Origin of the sequence: Neobacillus oceani, assembly GCF_046237595.1 — a bacterium.
In the GTDB taxonomy this organism is placed as follows: Bacteria; Bacillota; Bacilli; order Bacillales; family Cytobacillaceae; genus Bacillus_D; species Bacillus_D oceani.
Window position 1 is genome coordinate 788628 of record NZ_CP143543.1, and the last position, 16684, is coordinate 805311.

General features: G+C 46.0%; 22 protein-coding genes and 1 riboswitch. Of the genes, 21 read left to right on the top strand and 1 reads right to left on the bottom strand.

The features are described 5' to 3' along the window. The first annotated feature begins 24 nt into the window (after positions 1–24). A complete protein-coding gene (gene fliD, locus V1499_RS03825; RefSeq protein ID WP_409273950.1) occupies positions 25–1548 on the top strand; it encodes a flagellar filament capping protein FliD in 1524 nt (507 codons plus the stop codon). Positions 1549–1568: 20 nt separating this feature from the next. Here fliD and V1499_RS03830 read toward each other — a convergent pair whose 3' ends face one another. Next, a complete protein-coding gene (locus V1499_RS03830) occupies positions 1569–2270 on the bottom strand; it encodes a glucosaminidase domain-containing protein (protein ID WP_409273952.1) in 702 nt (233 codons plus the stop codon). Positions 2271–2434: 164 nt separating this feature from the next. Here V1499_RS03830 and V1499_RS03835 point away from each other — a divergent pair, with 164 nt between their 5' ends. The 20 genes from V1499_RS03835 to fliR all read left to right on the top strand — a co-directional run bounded on the left by V1499_RS03835 (position 2435) and on the right by fliR (position 16670). Further along, a complete protein-coding gene (locus V1499_RS03835; RefSeq protein WP_409273954.1) occupies positions 2435–3814 on the top strand; it encodes a flagellar hook-length control protein FliK in 1380 nt (459 codons plus the stop codon). A 13-nt stretch (positions 3815–3827) separates the two neighbouring features. Next, positions 3828–4241, top strand: coding sequence for a flagellar hook capping FlgD N-terminal domain-containing protein (locus V1499_RS03840; RefSeq protein ID WP_409273956.1), 414 nt, complete (start codon positions 3828–3830; stop codon positions 4239–4241). A 15-nt stretch (positions 4242–4256) separates the two neighbouring features. After that, positions 4257–5060, top strand: a complete 804-nt coding sequence (gene flgF / locus V1499_RS03845; protein ID WP_409273958.1) for a flagellar basal-body rod protein FlgF — start codon at positions 4257–4259, stop codon at positions 5058–5060. Positions 5061–5289: 229 nt separating this feature from the next. Beyond that, positions 5290–5376, top strand: a riboswitch (cyclic di-GMP riboswitch). Positions 5377–5483: 107 nt separating this feature from the next. Then, positions 5484–6452 carry a flagellar motor switch protein FliM gene (fliM, locus tag V1499_RS03850; RefSeq protein WP_409273960.1) on the top strand — a complete coding sequence of 323 codons (969 nt, stop codon included), beginning with the start codon at positions 5484–5486 and terminating at the stop codon, positions 6450–6452. After that, positions 6424–6801 (top strand): flagellar motor switch protein FliN, encoded by a 378-nt coding sequence (gene fliN / locus V1499_RS03855; protein WP_409273962.1) that lies wholly within the window; start codon positions 6424–6426, stop codon positions 6799–6801. The genes fliM and fliN (V1499_RS03855) overlap by 29 nt, the downstream gene beginning before the upstream one ends. Then, the gene (locus tag V1499_RS03860; RefSeq protein ID WP_409273963.1) at positions 6798–7166 is read left to right on the top strand and encodes a hypothetical protein; all 369 of its coding nucleotides are present in this window, start codon (positions 6798–6800) and stop codon (positions 7164–7166) included. Before fliN (V1499_RS03855) ends, V1499_RS03860 begins: the two co-directional genes overlap by 4 nt. Before the next feature lie 13 nt (positions 7167–7179). Further along, positions 7180–7551, top strand: a complete 372-nt coding sequence (gene fliS / locus V1499_RS03865; RefSeq protein ID WP_409273965.1) for a flagellar export chaperone FliS — start codon at positions 7180–7182, stop codon at positions 7549–7551. Positions 7552–7592: 41 nt separating this feature from the next. Continuing rightward, a complete protein-coding gene (gene flgB / locus V1499_RS03870; RefSeq protein WP_409273966.1) occupies positions 7593–7976 on the top strand; it encodes a flagellar basal body rod protein FlgB in 384 nt (127 codons plus the stop codon). Between the two features lie 6 nt (positions 7977–7982). After that, a complete protein-coding gene (gene flgC / locus V1499_RS03875; RefSeq protein ID WP_409273968.1) occupies positions 7983–8417 on the top strand; it encodes a flagellar basal body rod protein FlgC in 435 nt (144 codons plus the stop codon). A 15-nt stretch (positions 8418–8432) separates the two neighbouring features. Beyond that, complete coding sequence (gene fliE / locus V1499_RS03880) at positions 8433–8726, top strand: flagellar hook-basal body complex protein FliE (RefSeq protein ID WP_409273969.1); 294 nt, start codon at positions 8433–8435, stop codon at positions 8724–8726. A 31-nt stretch (positions 8727–8757) separates the two neighbouring features. Then, a complete protein-coding gene (gene fliF / locus V1499_RS03885) occupies positions 8758–10341 on the top strand; it encodes a flagellar basal-body MS-ring/collar protein FliF (protein WP_409273971.1) in 1584 nt (527 codons plus the stop codon). 11 nt (positions 10342–10352) lie between these two features. Beyond that, a complete protein-coding gene (gene fliG / locus V1499_RS03890) occupies positions 10353–11354 on the top strand; it encodes a flagellar motor switch protein FliG (RefSeq protein WP_409273972.1) in 1002 nt (333 codons plus the stop codon). Further along, a complete protein-coding gene (locus V1499_RS03895; RefSeq protein ID WP_409273974.1) occupies positions 11344–12096 on the top strand; it encodes a FliH/SctL family protein in 753 nt (250 codons plus the stop codon). Before fliG ends, V1499_RS03895 begins: the two co-directional genes overlap by 11 nt. Beyond that, positions 12089–13414 (top strand): flagellar protein export ATPase FliI, encoded by a 1326-nt coding sequence (gene fliI, locus V1499_RS03900; RefSeq protein ID WP_409273976.1) that lies wholly within the window; start codon positions 12089–12091, stop codon positions 13412–13414. The genes V1499_RS03895 and fliI overlap by 8 nt, the downstream gene beginning before the upstream one ends. Beyond that, complete coding sequence (fliJ, locus tag V1499_RS03905) at positions 13411–13857, top strand: flagellar export protein FliJ (protein WP_409273978.1); 447 nt, start codon at positions 13411–13413, stop codon at positions 13855–13857. Before fliI ends, fliJ begins: the two co-directional genes overlap by 4 nt. A gap of 62 nt (positions 13858–13919) precedes the next feature. Then, entirely contained in the window at positions 13920–14264 is a 345-nt protein-coding gene (gene fliN / locus V1499_RS03910; RefSeq protein ID WP_316570363.1) for a flagellar motor switch protein FliN, read from the top strand. Positions 14265–14278: 14 nt separating this feature from the next. Continuing rightward, positions 14279–14854, top strand: coding sequence for a flagellar biosynthetic protein FliO (locus V1499_RS03915; protein ID WP_409273980.1), 576 nt, complete (start codon positions 14279–14281; stop codon positions 14852–14854). Beyond that, positions 14851–15612 (top strand): flagellar type III secretion system pore protein FliP, encoded by a 762-nt coding sequence (gene fliP / locus V1499_RS03920; protein ID WP_409273981.1) that lies wholly within the window; start codon positions 14851–14853, stop codon positions 15610–15612. Before V1499_RS03915 ends, fliP begins: the two co-directional genes overlap by 4 nt. An 11-nt stretch (positions 15613–15623) precedes the next feature. After that, a complete protein-coding gene (gene fliQ / locus V1499_RS03925; protein ID WP_316570366.1) occupies positions 15624–15893 on the top strand; it encodes a flagellar biosynthesis protein FliQ in 270 nt (89 codons plus the stop codon). A gap of 9 nt (positions 15894–15902) precedes the next feature. Continuing rightward, on the top strand, positions 15903–16670 hold the full coding sequence (fliR, locus tag V1499_RS03930) for a flagellar biosynthetic protein FliR (RefSeq protein ID WP_409273984.1): 768 nt from the start codon (positions 15903–15905) through the stop codon (positions 16668–16670). Positions 16671–16684: the final 14 nt, after the last annotated feature.

Here is a 16684-nt window from a genome sequence, read left to right on the forward strand (position 1 = left end):
ACACTTTGTGCGAGGTGAAGGTGGATGAATACATCCTCTGTTACGAGAATTACAGGGCTAGCATCCGGATTGGACACTGAATCGATAGTGAAAAAACTGATGGATGTTGAAAGGATTCCGCTTAACCAGCTTAAGCAGAAACAGCAGAAGCAGACATGGCTTCTCGACTCCTACCGACAATTGAATTCCGACTTTCTTGCATTCCGGAATTCAACGCTGTTTAATATGAAACTCTCAAGCTCCTACAATACATTTGCAGTAACCTCCAGCCTCTCGAATGCTATTACCGGTACCGGGACAGGAAGTGCCATCCAGGGCTCTTACTCAATCGGAGTAGAACAATTGGCGAGCCAGGCGGCTTTTACGGGTAATGTTAATCTGGACCCAACAAAAACACTTGAGGAACTAGGTAAGATTACAGAGGCAACTACCTTTTCCATAAGCGTTACCGACCCGACCACTTTAACTGAAGGAAAGGCTTCTATTGAAGTTTTACCTACTGATAAAATAGGTGATGTTGTTTCAAAGATTAATAGCGAAATCGATCCAACATCTAAAAAAAGCCTCGGACTCCAAGCTTTTTACGATGCTAATCTACAGCAGTTCACTATTCGGACAAAAGCGACCGGAGATAAGGCGAAAATTGATCTTAGCAAAAATACACAGGATACCCTTGATTTCCTGAAAACTACCTTTGGATTAGATACTTCAAACCCTGTTGCAGAAGGGAAGAATGCCCGTATCACTTTTGACGGAAAAGTTATAGATAATCTCTCAACGAACAATGCGACAATTATGGGCATAAACTTCAGTTTCAAGAGCACGACTGTCGGTACCAGTACTGTTACAGTTACCCGCAGCGTCGAGGCGGAAGTTAAGAATATAAAAGATTTTGTAGAAAAGTATAATTCCCTGATTGATCGCCTGAACAAGCTTGTATCTGAACCGGTTTATCGAGATTACCAACCGCTTCTTGATGACCAGAAAACTGATATGTCAGAAAAACAAATCGAGAAATGGGAAGAAAAAGCGAAGAGCGGACTTTTGCGGAATGACAGCATTCTGACAGGGGTGCTGAACAAAATGCGCGGGATTATGAACTCAACTGTCAGCACGGGAAGTTCCTATAATTCGCTGAGTTCAATCGGGATTGGTTCCAAAAGCTATCAGGACCGAGGCAAGCTTTATATCGACGAAGCGAAATTAACCGCCGCCATCCAGGCGGACCCGGATGCAGTTCAAAAGCTTTTTTCGCAGGTAGGGGATACAGCGACAGGCGCCAATGGGCTAATCAACCAACTGTCCGATGAGATGCAAACGGCCATTTCCCAACTGACAAAAAAAGCGGGAGTGACGGGAAATTCGCAAATGGACCAGAGTAATGTCGGGAGGCTGCTGGCCAGAATCCAAAACGATATTAACCGCCAAACCGACAGGCTGTTCCGGAAAGAAGACCAATACTACAGGCAGTTTACCGAAATGGAAAAAGCAATGGCCAAATTTAACTCGCAAAGCTCCTGGCTGTACCAGCAATCGGGCGGCATGTAAGAACAAAAAAGAGACCGATTTTATGCTAAATCGGTCTCCGTTGTAAGAGAGGCAAACTGCTTGTTAACGCCATTCACCCAATGGTTATTCAGGTTTGTCGGATCATTGGCCGATCCGATTGGGGCATATTTCGCGCCAATTTGCGAAATCGTCAATTTTCCTTTATCAAGATAATTTTGGCGCAGGTTCCTCGCCATATCGAAAATACTGTCCTTGATGGAAAGGTATGTTTTTAAGCCATCCTTGCCCATCATCCCGGCAACATTATACTTAAATCGGGCCGCATTCGAGGTTCCGTTCCCAGTCTCGTGAATGGAAATGGCCGCAAGCAAAGCAGGGCTTATCTCATATTTCCGGCCGGCCTCTACAAAGAATTCTCCAGTGTTTTCAAGTACTCCTCTGAGCCGTTGATTCAAAGTGGAGGAATCAATGTTCGTACTTGTAATACTGGTTAGTTGACCAGTTGACCTGGTTAAAGCTGATAACGTTTCCTGAGGGGAAGGCGCTATAGAAGCAAGGTTGCTCCCGAAAGAAGTAGGTTCATCCGAAAATTCCAAAGCTTGTTGGCCGCTCTCGGCTCTGAGAAGCGCCTGTTCCAAAAGCAGCTGGAACGAGCTGTTTGATAATCCGAACGGGCCAAGGCGGCTGCTTTGATTAAAAAGGGCTGTGTCCATTAGTGTTTTATATAAAAACCAATTGCTGGATAAAGGTCCAATAGTCAAGATTTACGCTCCCTTCATGTAAGTCTGCTATTATTTTAACTTGTTTTCTTCCAAAATCAACAGACATTAAGAAAAAATTACTCTATTGTCAGATTATGTGAAGTCGTTTACTATACTTAGTATCCTTGTTGCGTCCATTGGAATTTCAATTAGTAGGTGAAGAAATGATACAGCCAACTGCGTTGGGAAATGTAAATAAAGCTGGTCCCGGCAAGGGGCAGGGAACCGAATCATCCACTTCGGCGTCCTTTGATCTCCTTCTCCAGATGGCAAGCGGGGAAGCGGAAGGCGAACAAAAAGCTTCTGGAGAAACGGACGGTATGGGAGTTGAACTAAACCCATTTCTCCTGGTAAGTCAGTTAAGGAATATGGCGGAACAAGAAAATCCCTCGCCCATTGAGTTGGACACACAAGAGCAGGGTGGAGATGACCCTAGGCATCCAACGCTTCGGCAAAAAGAGGATCTCACCCCGCAAATCGGAAAGCAGTGGGACCTATCGATTTTGCAAAAACCCACAAATGCAATCGGGCCAAACAGCAATAGCCCCATAATGGCGGAGCTGCAAAAAATCCTGGATGAAAAAGTGGGACAGGGGGTAGATGGGTTTCGATTAACGGATGACTCGGTTATCTCTTCAAGTATGAAAGTGGCGGAGGAGAAACCGAATATTCCCGGGAGTCAGCCAAAAGAGGCAATCCATCAATCTGGAAATCCGCTTAAACCTGAACTGTTGCCGAGCAGATTTCAAGTTTCAGCCGGAACCGGAAAAGAAGCACAATTAACGCCACAAGATACCGTAGTACCTTCGACACCAACTGATTCTGAAGTGGTAATGAAACCAACGGATACCGAAACAGCTTTCACGCCGACAGATACTGAAACATCTTTCAAGCCAATGGATACTGAAGCAGTTTTCAAACCCAAGGATATTGAATCAGTTTCCAAGTCAACAGATCCTCAAGCCGTTGCCGATGCCGATACCAAAATTCCATCCAATGAATCCCGCTCGTCCCATCTGTTGCAGTCCGTTATCGCTGGCGATGTTCCTGTCCTTAGGGCAAACCATTTTGAACAGGACATTAAACAGATTTTCCAATCGGCCCTTCAGCAGCAAGTTGCTCCGGAAGCCAAGGATGGAATGAAACCGGCTGTCAGCTTCCAAAGGCTTGTCGATGGGACGGAAGCAATTATAAAGCTTTCGCCTGAGCAGCTTGGGGATGTTGAAGTAAAGGTAAAAATACAGGATGGACAAGTCAAAGCGGAGTTTCTAACCAGCACTCTTCAAGGGAAAGACCTCCTTGAAACCCAGATGCATGCTTTGCGTTCCGCCCTTGAAGTACAAGGGCTTCAGGTTGGAAAGATTGATATTACACTTCAATCAAGCAACAACTTTATGGGAGCCTTTTCCCAAAGAGGAGATACAAATTCGAGGCAGGGAAATCAGGAATCGAGAAAGCGGAGCGACGAGAAAATTCCCGCCGAAGAAAAGTACCAGGATTACGGATTTAATACAACTCATTCGCAAATAAATACCACAGCCTAAGGGAGGGAAAAGCTTGTCATCGATTCATTCAATTAACTCCTATTCACCGGCCAAGGCGGGAAACACAAATAAACAGGAGCTTGGAAAAGAGGCGTTCCTGAAAATACTGGTTACCCAGCTCCAGCATCAGGATCCGACCCAGCCACAGAACGACCGCGAATTTATTGGGCAAATGTCCCAGCTTAGCGTTCTAGAACAGCTTTCAAATTTAAACAAGTCGCTTACAGCCTACCTGGAATCAACAAATAACATAAGCCAATATTCATACGTCATGGGAAATAAAGTAACCTGGACAAATCCGGAAACGAACGCGCAGGAAAGCGGAGTTGTCACAGGAGTCCACTATCGAGACAATCTTGTCTATTTCAAAGTCGGCGATCAGGAAATTCTGTCTAGTGCCATCACTTCCATGGAATTGGAAAAATAACAGGAGGAAAACATTATGCTACGCTCATTAAACTCAGGAGTTTCAGGCCTTAAAGCCTTCCAAACAAAGCTGGATGTCATTGGTAACAATATCGCAAACGTCAATACAGTCGGTTTCAAAAAAAGCAGGGTCGTATTTGAGGACATTTTTAGCCAGACAGTAAAAGGGGCATCTGCTCCTTCAGGCGCAACTCCTACAAATACAGGGGGAACCAATCCTATCCAAGTAGGTCTTGGAACAAAGGTAGGTAGCACGGATACAGTCTTTACTCCTGGGAGTCCAACCACAACAAATATAGGTACAGACCTTTACATTGATGGGGATGGATTCTTCCAGGTAAGGGATGCATCGGGAAATAAATTGTTTACCAGAGCAGGTAATTTTGTAGTCGATCAAAATGGGCTTCTTGTAAATCAAAATGGGATGCCAGTTTTAGATAGCGGAGGAAATGAAATAAAAGTTCCTACAGGTTACATCTCAGTTTCTGTTAGCCAGGATGGTTCAATTTCCTGGTTGGACTCAAGTGGAACCCCAACATCTTCAGGTACTCCACCAATTAAAATTGGTGTTGTAATCGTGGATAATCCGGCAGGCTTAAAGAAAGTTGGAGGTTCTTTATATAGAGATACTCCTAATGCTAAGATAAGCATCACAACAAGCAAAGCCCAAATCATCTCCGGTGCCCTCGAAATGTCCAACGTCGACCTTTCAGAAGAAATGACAGACATGATTACCGCTCAGCGTGGATTCCAGGCAAATGCGAAAATAATTACAGTTTCCGATTCCGTTCTTGAAGAATTGGTTAATCTCAAACGTTAATAGATTCTAAGTAAAAGGGTGGATACCTAAAAACTGGTATTCACCCTTTTTGTGAGTATTTACTCAAAAATCGTCAAAAATATGTATATATTTCGATGCATTTCGAGTTTTTATGACCGTTTTTTTGAAAACTCCATTGAAATATTTTTTTCCAGGTGTTATATTTCATTTAAATTACAATAAAAAAAGTTGGAAAAAATCCTAAAAAGTTCTAAAAAGTTCACAAAAAATTCGAAAATAGCAAACCTGGGGAAACCCAGCGACGCAAAGCTACAGGGGCTAAATTGTGATAACAGTATGCTAGCCAGTTGCCGAAATTTAGGTTAGTCCTGAAAAATTAGAAGGGCGAAGCTATTCTTCGGGATAGCCATGCCCTTTTTTGATGCTAAAAATTGTAATTTTTGAAGTTAGGAGGTTGAATGAGTGGCGTTAAAAATTTCCCAGTCGCACGAAGGCGCGAATTCGGATGGAACAGCAGCTATTAAAGTCTATGACTTTAAAAAGGCTTTGCGCTTTTCAATGGAACAGGTAAGGGTCTTAACAAGAATACATGAAAATTTTGCCTATCAGCTTGCATCCTTTGTCTCTGCAGAGCTCCGTTCCATTGTTCAGGTTGAGGTAGGCTTGGTTGAGCAAATGCTATATGAGGAATTCATCAACGAATTACCGCCTACGACAATTTTGAGTGTGTTTGAAGCCAAGGAGCAGGAAATACGAATGGTCCTTGATATGAATCCCGGGATGGCGTACGGCATGATTGACCGGTTGTTAGGCGGAAAGGGAGCACATAAAGAAATTGAAAAGGCTGCCTTGACTCCAATTGAAACGAATGTTTTGAAACATCTTTTGGAAGGGGTTGTCAAAACCCTCCAAAAAGCTTGGAACGACATCATCACTTTACAGCTAAGATTATTGAACCTTGAAACGAACCCGCAATTTTTACAATTGGCGATACCTACGGAGACGGTTATTGTCGTCACTTTTCAAATAACGATTGGAAACAGGATTGAATCAATGCGGCTTTGCATTCCATACATATTGCTGGAGCCGTTTATCCCAAAATTGTCATCCCATAACTGGTATGGACACAACAAATGGGTGAAAAGCAAGGAAGAGAGTGAGTTTTTACAGGAACGGATCGAGCATTTGGCCGTGCCGCTAATAGTTGAACTGGGGCGTGCGACCATTACGATGGAAGAGCTTTTGGGACTCTCGGAAAATGACGTTATTCAGCTGAACCAGCCAGTCGATGAGCCCCTCCATGTAAAGGTCAATGAGGAAACCAAATTTCTTGCCCACCCCGGGATTAGGAAATCACGTGTCGCTGCGAAAATTGAGAAGGTGATAGAAGGAGATACGGAAAATGGAAAACGGGAAACTGACACAAGATGAAATAGATGCCCTTTTGGGGGAGACGAGCGGGGAAGCGTTCCAGTTTAGCGAGCTGGAACCCGATGTCGTTGGACGGGCTTATGACGACAGCATGAATATGGAACTTCTTCTCGATATCCCGCTCGAAGTAGTTGTCGAATTGGGAAGGACCAAGAAAAAAATAAGCGAAGTGCTTGAGCTGACAAGCGGCTCGATTGTTGAACTGGAAAAAATGGCCGGCGAGCCGGTGGACGTTTATGTAAACAATAAATTGATTGCGATCGGCGAGGTTGTCGTCATTGATGAACACTTCGGGGTACGGATCAAGGAAATCATGCGTTCACCCGTAAAAGAAGTTGGCAAAAGATGATTAGCGCACTTGAAGAAAAGCTGGCACAGCTAAAGCGGTTTGGCGCCGTTTCGGACAAGTTGTTTGAAGCACTTATTAACGGCAGGAATGAAGAAGTTGATTCCCTTCTTGAAGAAAGGGATGCCTGCATTTCCGTGATCGGCCGGTTGGATACAGAGGCTGGCGCGTCACTTAGTGATTACCGTATCGAAGCACTCCTTGCTGAATTGACGGCAAAGGAAAAGGAATTGGATAAGAGATTTAAAGAAACGTTGCAGAAGATGACCAAAAGTATCCAAAATGTCAGGCGGGAGCAATATGTTACACAGCAATACGATGATTGGATGCCGGTAACCGAAGGCTATTTTTACGATAAAAAAAGTTGAAGGAGGCACTACATTGTTGAATCCAAGCGAGATTTACCAACGGAATCAGGTTACAACCGCCAGGGCGGAGGAATTGACGCTCATGCTCTACAATGGCGGGATAAAATTTCTTCAGCAGGCAAGGGCCGCGATTGAAAAAAACGACATCGCCAAAGCTCATTCCCATATTACGAGAGTGCAGGATATCGTAACCGAGTTGATGGTGACCCTGAATATGGATTATGAAATCTCAAAAACTCTACTACCTTTATACGAATATATGAAACGCAGGCTGATCGAAGCAAACATTGCAAAAGATTCCGAGATACTCAATGAGGTAGAAGGCATGTTCCAGGAATTACGGACGACCTGGGCGCAGGCAATGAAGCAGGCAAAATCGATGTAAGCCGGAATCGGCAACCTATAAAAGGACGGCAGGTGAAAGAGTTGAATACGATAGGCCTTATAACAAGCGCGCTCGATGCTTCCGCCTTAAGGCAAAAGGCGATATCCAATAACATAGCCAACGTGGATACCCCAAATTATCGGGCTTCAAGGGTCGCCTTTGAAGAAATCCTCCAGAAGGAAATGAATAGCAGTTTCACCGGGAAGCGTACGGACGAAAGGCATTTCGCGATCGGCGCCCAGGGTGGAATCCCATCGGCGAAGCTGAAGCAGGAAAATAATGTTTTCCAGAATAGCGGCAATGGTGTCGATATCGACTATGAAATGTCACAGCTTAGCCAAAACACCATCTGGTATCAATCACTGACATACGGCATCAATGAAGAGTTCAATCTTATCAAAACCGCAATTAGGGGAAGGAGCTAATCTTAAATGTCTATTTTTCAATCTTTGTCCATTAGCGGCTCGGCACTGACAACACAGCGTTTAAGGCTCGATGTCGTTTCCTCCAATATTGCCAATGCGAATACAACAAGAGGGGAGTTCGTCAACGGGGAGTGGGTGCCATACCGCAGAAAAATGGTCGAGGTGTCCCAGGGAAATGCCCCTTCTTTCGCCAACTATTTGCAAAAAGAGCTTACGGGCGTCCGAGCAACAAGGATTGTCGAGGACCAGACTCCGTTCAAAGCCGTTTACGATCCAACCAATCCGGATAGCAATGAGCAAGGTTATGTATTCATGCCGAATGTGGACATCACAAAAGAAATGGTGGACATGATGTCCGCCTCACGCGCCTACGAGGCGAACGTGACAGCCTTCAATGCGGGCAAAGCAATGCTTGTCAAAGCGCTCGAGATAGGCCGATAAGGAGGATTTTAACAAATGAATATTTCCAGCATCCAACCGTACAATTCGAATTTCCTGACGATAAACAAACAGCAAGGCGCCTCCAATGACAGCTCATTCGGGACGATGCTGAACCAATATATCCAGGATGCCAATCTGGCGGTCAAGGATTTTGAAGGAAAAACCGCCGCTCTTGCAAGGGGCGAGGCCGTGAACCTCCATGATGTAACGATTGCGGCCCAAAAGGCGAACATCGCCGTAGCTCTGACAGCCCAGGTACGTGACAGGGCCGTGGAAGCATATCAGGAAATTATGAGGATGCAAATCTAATCATGGGAATACGTAGTATAGTGGAGCGGCCATGAATCAACAATTACTGCAATTTAAAACAAAATCTCAGGGATATTGGAATTCAATCGGCAAAAAACAGAAGTATTTATTTATCGGTTCTTTTATAGGGATTTTTTTAATCCTTTCTTTGACTATTTACTTTCTGACTAGGACTGATTATGTACCTTTATACAGCAATGAAATGAGCCAAAAAGAAATCGGCGATATTAAGGCTGCCCTTGACAAGGAAGGCTTTACCGACTACAAGCTTGACTCCAGTGGCACACGGATTATGGTCCCGCGGGAAAAAGCGCCAGACCTCCAGGTTTCAATGGCAGCAAAAGGACTTCCGAAAACCGGGTCAATCAGCTTTTTCGACATGACGAAAGACCTGCAGTTCGGCGCGACGGACCGCCAGCTTGATGCGATGGAACGTGAGGCGCTCCAAAGCGAAGTCGCTGATTTATTAAGGCATGTTGAAGGCGTGAAAAATGCGGCTGTTGTCATTTCAACACCACAAGACAGCCTGTTCGTGCGGGAAGATAAAAAAGCCGCATCCGCATCCGTTGTCATTGAAATGGAACCGGGCTATCAGCTCGAACAGCAGCAAATCCAGGTGCTTTACCACCTGGTTTCAAAAAGCGTACCCAACCTTCAAAAAGAAAATATCGTCATGACTGACCAGGATGGTCGGGGCTTAAATGTCCAGAATGAATCAACAAAAGTTCTCGACAATTATGAAATGCAAAGAAAAATCCAAAAGGATATTGAAACGGATATCCAATCAAGCCTGCAGCAAATGCTTGGTACGATCATCGGCCATAACAAAGTTTTGATCCAGACATATGTACGTTTGAATTTTGACCAGGTAAAGACAAAGGAAGACCTTGTCCAGCCAGCCAATGCCGCGTCCAGCGAAGGCATTGCCATCAGCGTCGAAGAAATATCGAAAAAATATAACGGAAGAGACGCTGCGCCGGCCACAACCGGAACCGGAGAGACAGACATTCCGGGTTACGCAACACCGGGCGGAGGGCAGGAAAACAGCTCCGAAGAATTGGAAAAGCGTGTCAACTATGAAGTGAACCGGATTTCCAATGAAATCGTCCAAAGCCCTTATAAAATTGAAGATATTACAATCAATGTCGGTGTTGAACCGCCTGATCCGACAAATCCTGATTCACTTACGCTAGTTACGCAGAGGAGCATCCAGCAAATTCTTGGTAACGTTGTCCGGACGGCATTAAGTGATAATCCTACCTTACAGGATGAGGATATTGAATCCAGGATTACTGTCTTCGCAAGGGAATTCAGCGGCAAAGCGGAATTGCCGCAAGCCGAAGAAACAGAAAGCCCATTCCCAACCTGGGCAATTTACGCGCTTATCGGCGCGGTTGTGTTAATGGCCCTCCTAGTTATATACCTCGCCAGGAGAAGGAATAAACCTGTTTTTGAAGAAAATGATCCATTTCCTGAAATTGAAGCGGCTAGATTGGAAGCGGCCGTTTCCGTCGAGGATGAAAAAGTTGTTATTAAGAGACAAATTGAAGGAATGGCCAAGGAGCAGCCCGATGAATTTATTGGCCTGCTCAGGAATTGGCTTTCCGGTGACTAAGGGGCGATAAGATGGAAAAGTACACAAATACACAGAAGGCAGCCATCTTACTGCTTTCTGTAGGGCCGGACGTCTCGGCGGGGATCATGAAAAACCTGGATGAAAAAGAGATTGAGGCCATTACGAAGGAAATAACCAGCCTGCGGAAGGTGACATCCAATGTAAAGGATCAAATTATGAAGGAATTCCACCAGCTTGCCGTTGACGCGAATCTTGTGTCCTATGGCGGGATCGATATTGCGACCGACTTGCTCAAACGGACTTTTGGTCCAGATAAGGCGGCGGGCTTCCTGAAGAGGATGGACGGCAGTGCCGAGGATAAGCCGTTTAAATTTATCCAAAATGTCGAGCAAATGCAGATTTTTAATTTGCTCCAGTACGAAAATGCGCAAACAATCGCGCTCGTACTGTCATATCTCGATCCGGAAAAAGCGGCCGCGACGCTGTCGGCTTTCCCATCTGAACAGCAGATTGAAATCGCCATGCGGATCGCGATGATGGATACGGCCTCCCCGACTATTGTCCAGCAGGTCGAACAGGTTTTGGAGGAGAAGCTGAACATGACAAGCTCGCAAATGCATGACGCGCAAAATGGAATCGACTCCATTGTCAGCATCCTGAGCAGCGTTGACCGTGGTACGGAAAAGAACATCCTTGACACGCTGCAGGAGGAAGAGCCGGAGCTTGCCAATGAAATCAAGCAAAGGATGTTTGTCTTTGACGATATTGCCTATCTTGATAACCGTTCGATTCAGCGTATCCTAATGGATGTCCAAAACCAGGATCTCCCGCTCGCGCTCCGTGCAGCTTCACAGGGCGTCAAGGATGCAATATTCCGGAATATTTCCAAACGCCGCGAGGAAAGCCTCATGGAAGAGCTTTCATCTACTGAACCGGTGCGCCTGAAGGATGTGGAGGATGCGCAGGGCCGGGTTGTGTCAGTCATAAGGAAGCTGGAAGAGGAAGGAACAATCATCATTTCTCGAAATGGGGCAAAAGACCTTGTCTTCTAGACTTCTTAAATCATTCAATGTCAAAACGGAAACCGGCCGGATTGTTGTGGGTGTACCAACACCCGCCCGTGAACGTGAGGCTTTTGAAGCGGAAACGACGGCACAGCCTGAAACCGGGCTTGTGGATATCGGCCTTGAACTTGAAAAGGAGCGGGAAGCCGCCCGGATTGAACTGGAAGAATGGCGGAACAGGGAGCAAGAACAGTTCCTTATCCAGCTTGAGGTAGAAAAAAGGCGAGGCTATCAGGAAGGCTACCAGCTTGGTATAGAAGATGGAAGAAATGACGCGAAGGTGCAATATGCTTCGGAACTTCAGAAGGCGGCCTCGATTTTGGAGCTGGCCTATCAGGAGAAAGAAGAATTAATCCGGGAAGCGGAGCCTTTCGTACTCGAACTAGCCATTGATATTGCCAAAAAGGTGCTGCAGCAGGAACTGAAAACGGACCCTGACACGCTTATTGGCCTGATCAAACAAACTCTTGCGGATGTATACGAGACAGACTCCGTATCCATCGGTGTTGCCCCGGAGGATTTCCCCTTCGTCCAAAAACAACGAAAGCAGCTGTTGGCAGTGGACAATGGGCAAGTTGAGGTTAAAATCTTTCCCGATTACTCAGTCGAGCAGGGGGGCTGCATCATCCGGACGTCATCCGGAAGCATTGACGCCCGCCTTGATATGCAGCTAAGCGAGATAAAAAAAGCACTCCTTTCCTATCAGCAGGAGGTCCGGACAAGTGAGTAGATGGGATATAAAAGCATACCGGGATGTACTTGAAACAGTCAACCCGATTAAAATGAACGGCAAAGTGACGCAGGTCATCGGACTGACTGTCGAGTCGCAGGGCCCCGATGTAAAATTGGGCGACATTTGCCATATTTACTCGCCCCAGCAAAATAAGCCGATCAAAGCAGAAGTTGTCGGTTTCCGGGACCATAAGGTTTTGCTGATGCCGCTTGATGTCCTTCACTCAATCGCGCCCGGATGCGATGTCGTCTCGACGGGGAAGCCTTTGACTGTAAAGGTTGGAATGGACCTTCTCGGAAAAGTACTCGATGGCCTGGGCAACCCGATGGATGGCAGCGGCCTTCCATCCGGACTACTTGAAGCGGGTGCGGACAACCTGCCGCCAAACCCTTTATCCAGGCCAAGAATTACCGAGCCTCTAAGTGTCGGAATCCGTTCCATAGACGGTTTGATGACTGTAGGGAAGGGGCAAAGGGTCGGTGTTTTTGCCGGGAGCGGGGTTGGAAAAAGTACGCTGTTAGGCATGATTGCAAGAAATACGGAAGCAGATGTGAATGTGATTGGGCTCATCGGAGAAAGGGGAAGGGAAGTACTCGATTTCATCGAACGCGACCTTGGCGAAGAAGGGCTTAAAAGATCAGTCGTGATCGTTGCGACCTCCGACCAGCCCGCGCTGATCAGGATTAAAGGAGCGATGATCGCCACAGCTGTCGCCGAATTTTTCCGAGACCAGGGGATGAATGTAAATCTTATGCTTGATTCTGTAACAAGGTTTGCGATGGCCCAGCGTGAAATCGGGCTTGCAATTGGCGAGCCTCCTACGACCAAGGGGTATACTCCTTCCGTGTTCGCCATGCTGCCGCGCCTTCTCGAGCGGGCAGGAACAAATGCAAACGGCAGCATTACCGCGTTTTATACCGTCCTTGTTGATGGGGATGACATGAATGAGCCGATAGCGGATACAGTCAGAGGGATTTTGGATGGACATATCGTCCTTGACAGGAAAATTGCCCAAAAGGGAATTTACCCGGCGATTGATATCCTATCGAGCATCAGCCGGGTCATGAAGGACATCGTCGACCCCGGGCACTTGAATGCCGCGGAAACATTGAAAAAGCACATGAGCGTTTACCGGAAGGCGGAAGATTTGATTCAGATAGGTGCCTATAAACGCGGAACGGACCGCGATATCGATAAAGCCATCGATGTGAAAGGCTGGATTGACGATTTCGTCAAACAGGGTACCAATGAAACTTCCAGCATGGATTTGACAGTCAATCAGCTACTAGATCAATTCGGAGGAATGAACCAATGACGTTTCAATTTCCATACCAGCATATCCTTTCTCTAAAAGAAAGGGAGAAGGACCTTTCCCTGTCTGAAATGGGATTGTTGATGATGAAGAAGGAAGGAATCGAGAAGGAATTGGATTCCCTCGTCCAAAAGCGGCAGGATTGCATTTCCCAATGGGAACAGACGGAGGGTGGAACTTTTATTTCCGATATCCTCCAGCAAAATGAATACCTTGAATTCCTCGATGTGAAAATTTCCCGGATGGAACAAGAACGTAGGGAAATCGAACAGGAAATCGCCGGGAAAAAAGAGGAGCTTCTGTTAAAGCAAAAGGAAGAAAAAACATGGCATCTGCTCAAGGAAAAGTCTTTAGATGCCTATATGGAACAACAGAAAAAAATCGAACAGGATAACCTTGATGAAATAGCCGCAATCCGGCACTATCACCAAAGAGTTTCCTTATAGGAGAGGGCCGCGGGACGCATGGAGCGGCCAGAGCCCAAGGCAGAAAGGGGCAAAGGTTCATAATGGAAAAAAGAAAAAGCCAATATGGTTCTGTTCAATCAGTCCAATTTTCGCCAATCACTGAACAGCCGCAAGCGGCTGCGGGAAATAATGAAATCAATATGCTGACCGATGTATCGCTTCAATTGGGATTCGAATTGGGAAGGGCGAAGAAAACGGTTAGGGAAATACTCGAGCTCAAAAAAGGCTCGGTCGTCGGCCTGAACAAGCTGGCCGGAGAATATGTCGATGTTTTAGTGAACAATCAGCGGATAGCCACTGGCGAAGTCGTCGTCATGGACGACAAATTCGCTGTCAGGATAACCGAAGTCATTTCAGAACGTGAAAAAGAGAAAAAGATCAGGTGAGAGGATCAGGACTTGTGAGTTGGAGAAAAACAATACTATTGCTGGCAGCGGGCCTGTTCTTCCTGCTTGTTCCGTTAAGCGAAGCATCAGCCAAGGAAAAAAGCATTTATGATGTCTTGGAAAAAAATTCTGAAAATGAAAATAATGAAAGTGTTCAAATAAATAAGCCGGGAGATACTTCCGTGCTTCCATACGCCTTAAAATTTATCTTTTCGTTCTTATTAATAATAGCCCTGCTTTATTTGGTATTACGGTACCTTTCCAAAAAGACGAATCCTCTTAATAGGGGGGGCCTTTTCCATGGAATCGGCGGGCATTCCCTTGGGAACAACCGTTCAGTCCAGTTATTGATGGTAGGGGACACACTCTACATTCTTGGGGTAGGCGAATCTATCAATCTGTTAAGGATGGTACCCCCTGGGGAGGAACAAATGCGCCTTCTTGAAATGGTTGCCGAAAAGCAGGGTGACCCGATTGCAGATTGGGGAGCGAAGCTGAAAAAGACGTCCCAAGAAAAGTGGAATGAGCTTCTCCTTAAACAGCTGAAGGATGGCAAGCAAAAATCAGGCAAGGAGAACGGCGAAAAATGAAACAAATAGGTATATACAAAAAAGCAGCCTTTCTCGTCCCATGCCTGTTTTTCCTTATGCACCATACTGCTTTTGCTCAAACCCCGATACCCGGAATCAATTTAGAGATAGGCGGGACGGGAGCGTTGGAAGGCACCGCGACTTCCATTAAACTTTTGCTCATGCTGACTGTCCTCTCAGTGGCTCCGAGCATCCTGTTGCTGATGACATCCTTTACGAGAATAGCGATTGTTCTTTCATTCGTTAGGACGGCGATTGGCACCCAGACAATGCCGCCTGCCCAAGTCATCATGGGGCTAAGCATGATCTTGACCTTTTTCATCATGGGACCGACATTCCAGGAAATCAATAAGGAAGCATTCCAGCCCTTTTTGGCGGGGGATATGCCACAGGAAGTGGCGTTTGAAAAAGCGAGCGGCCCGATAAAAGTTTTTATGGCAAAGCAAACCCGCGAAAGCGACCTAAAGCTTTTCCTTGAATACAGGGATACAGGAACGATTGATAGCATTGAGGATATACCCCTTACAGCCCTTGTCCCTGCATTTGCGATAAGCGAATTGAAAACAGCTTTCCAGATGGGTTTTTTGATTTTTATACCTTTTATCATAATCGATATGATCGTTGCCAGCGTTTTAATGGCGATGGGGATGATGATGGTTCCGCCATCATTGATTTCTCTGCCGTTTAAAATCCTCCTCTTCATCCTTGTGGACGGTTGGCATCTCGTCGTTAAATCATTGTTTGTAAGTTTTAGTTAAGGAGAATTGCTATGACACCTGACAGCATCATGGGGCTTGCGCAAAGCTCGATTTACCTGACGTTGCTGATTTTAGCACCTGTTTTGGGAATGGCGCTGATTATCGGATTGGCAGTCAGCATCTTTCAGGCGGTTACCCAAATCCAGGAGCAGACTCTCGCCTTTACACCGAAAATCGTTGCCGTATTTGTAAGCCTGCTTTTCTTTGGGCCATGGATGCTGACCCATTTGGTGGATTTTACGAGGAATATCCTGTCCAACCTGACAAGTTATATAGGGTAGCGGGCTGATATGATGACTTACTTGCCTTTTTGGCTCCTGGTTTTTGTCCGGCTCGCCGGTTTCTTCCTGGCGGCGCCAGTTTGGGGGGACCGGCAAATTCCGCCTCAGTTTAAAATTGGAATTGCATTTTTTGTTACCGTCATGGTTGCAGGGGTGGTGGAGCCGGTTCTTATTCCGGAAATGGATTCAGTCTATCTTCTGCTTGTTTTAAAAGAAACAGCGGTAGGCATAAGCCTTGGGCTGCTAACTGCTTTCCTGGTTTACGCTATCCAGCTCGCGGGAAGCTTTGTCGACATGCAAAGCGGCCTTGCGATGTCCACTCTGTTTAACCCGCACACAGGGGTTCAGGAGAATATTACTGGCCGCTTCTACTATGCACTGGCTATGTTGTTCTTTTTGGCGGTGGACGCCCACCATATCCTTTTAAAAGGCGCGGTGGCAAGCTTCGAATGGATTCCCGCGGAGCTTTGGCTGCCGGCGGGAGCGGCGGGCAGCATGGCCCAACTAGCCGTTTCCATAACAAAAAACATGTTTTGGATCGCGATATTAATCGCTTCCCCCATAATGGGGACCATTTTCATGGTCGATATCGCACTTGGGCTGCTGTCGAAAATGGTTCCGCAGATGAATCTGTTTGTTGTCGGTATCCCAGTGAAGCTCATTGTCCACTATATTGTTTTATTCATTACGATGCCCGTCTTCTTTTTTGTGATGGGAAAGCTCGTCCGCACTATGACCCATTCAATTGAAAGTATATTGAAGATTCTGGGGACCTAAAGGAAGATCACATC

Excerpts from the sequence above, each read along its gene's own strand:
- fliF (WP_409273971.1), top strand. The coding sequence starts at position 8,758 with ATGAATCAACAATTACTGCAATTTAAAACAAAATCTCAGGGATATTGG.
- fliJ (WP_409273978.1), top strand. The coding sequence starts at position 13,411 with ATGACGTTTCAATTTCCATACCAGCATATCCTTTCTCTAAAAGAAAGG.
- fliE (WP_409273969.1), top strand. The coding sequence starts at position 8,433 with ATGAATATTTCCAGCATCCAACCGTACAATTCGAATTTCCTGACGATA.
- fliN (WP_316570363.1), top strand. The coding sequence starts at position 13,920 with ATGGAAAAAAGAAAAAGCCAATATGGTTCTGTTCAATCAGTCCAATTT.
- flgF (WP_409273958.1), top strand. The coding sequence starts at position 4,257 with ATGCTACGCTCATTAAACTCAGGAGTTTCAGGCCTTAAAGCCTTCCAA.
- fliR (WP_409273984.1), top strand. The coding sequence starts at position 15,903 with ATGATGACTTACTTGCCTTTTTGGCTCCTGGTTTTTGTCCGGCTCGCC.
- fliG (WP_409273972.1), top strand. The coding sequence starts at position 10,353 with ATGGAAAAGTACACAAATACACAGAAGGCAGCCATCTTACTGCTTTCT.
- fliP (WP_409273981.1), top strand. The coding sequence starts at position 14,851 with ATGAAACAAATAGGTATATACAAAAAAGCAGCCTTTCTCGTCCCATGC.
- V1499_RS03860 (WP_409273963.1), top strand. The coding sequence starts at position 6,798 with ATGATTAGCGCACTTGAAGAAAAGCTGGCACAGCTAAAGCGGTTTGGC.
- fliD (WP_409273950.1), top strand. The coding sequence starts at position 25 with ATGAATACATCCTCTGTTACGAGAATTACAGGGCTAGCATCCGGATTG.
- fliN (WP_409273962.1), top strand. The coding sequence starts at position 6,424 with ATGGAAAACGGGAAACTGACACAAGATGAAATAGATGCCCTTTTGGGG.
- flgC (WP_409273968.1), top strand. The coding sequence starts at position 7,983 with ATGTCTATTTTTCAATCTTTGTCCATTAGCGGCTCGGCACTGACAACA.
- V1499_RS03835 (WP_409273954.1), top strand. The coding sequence starts at position 2,435 with ATGATACAGCCAACTGCGTTGGGAAATGTAAATAAAGCTGGTCCCGGC.
- fliQ (WP_316570366.1), top strand. The coding sequence starts at position 15,624 with ATGACACCTGACAGCATCATGGGGCTTGCGCAAAGCTCGATTTACCTG.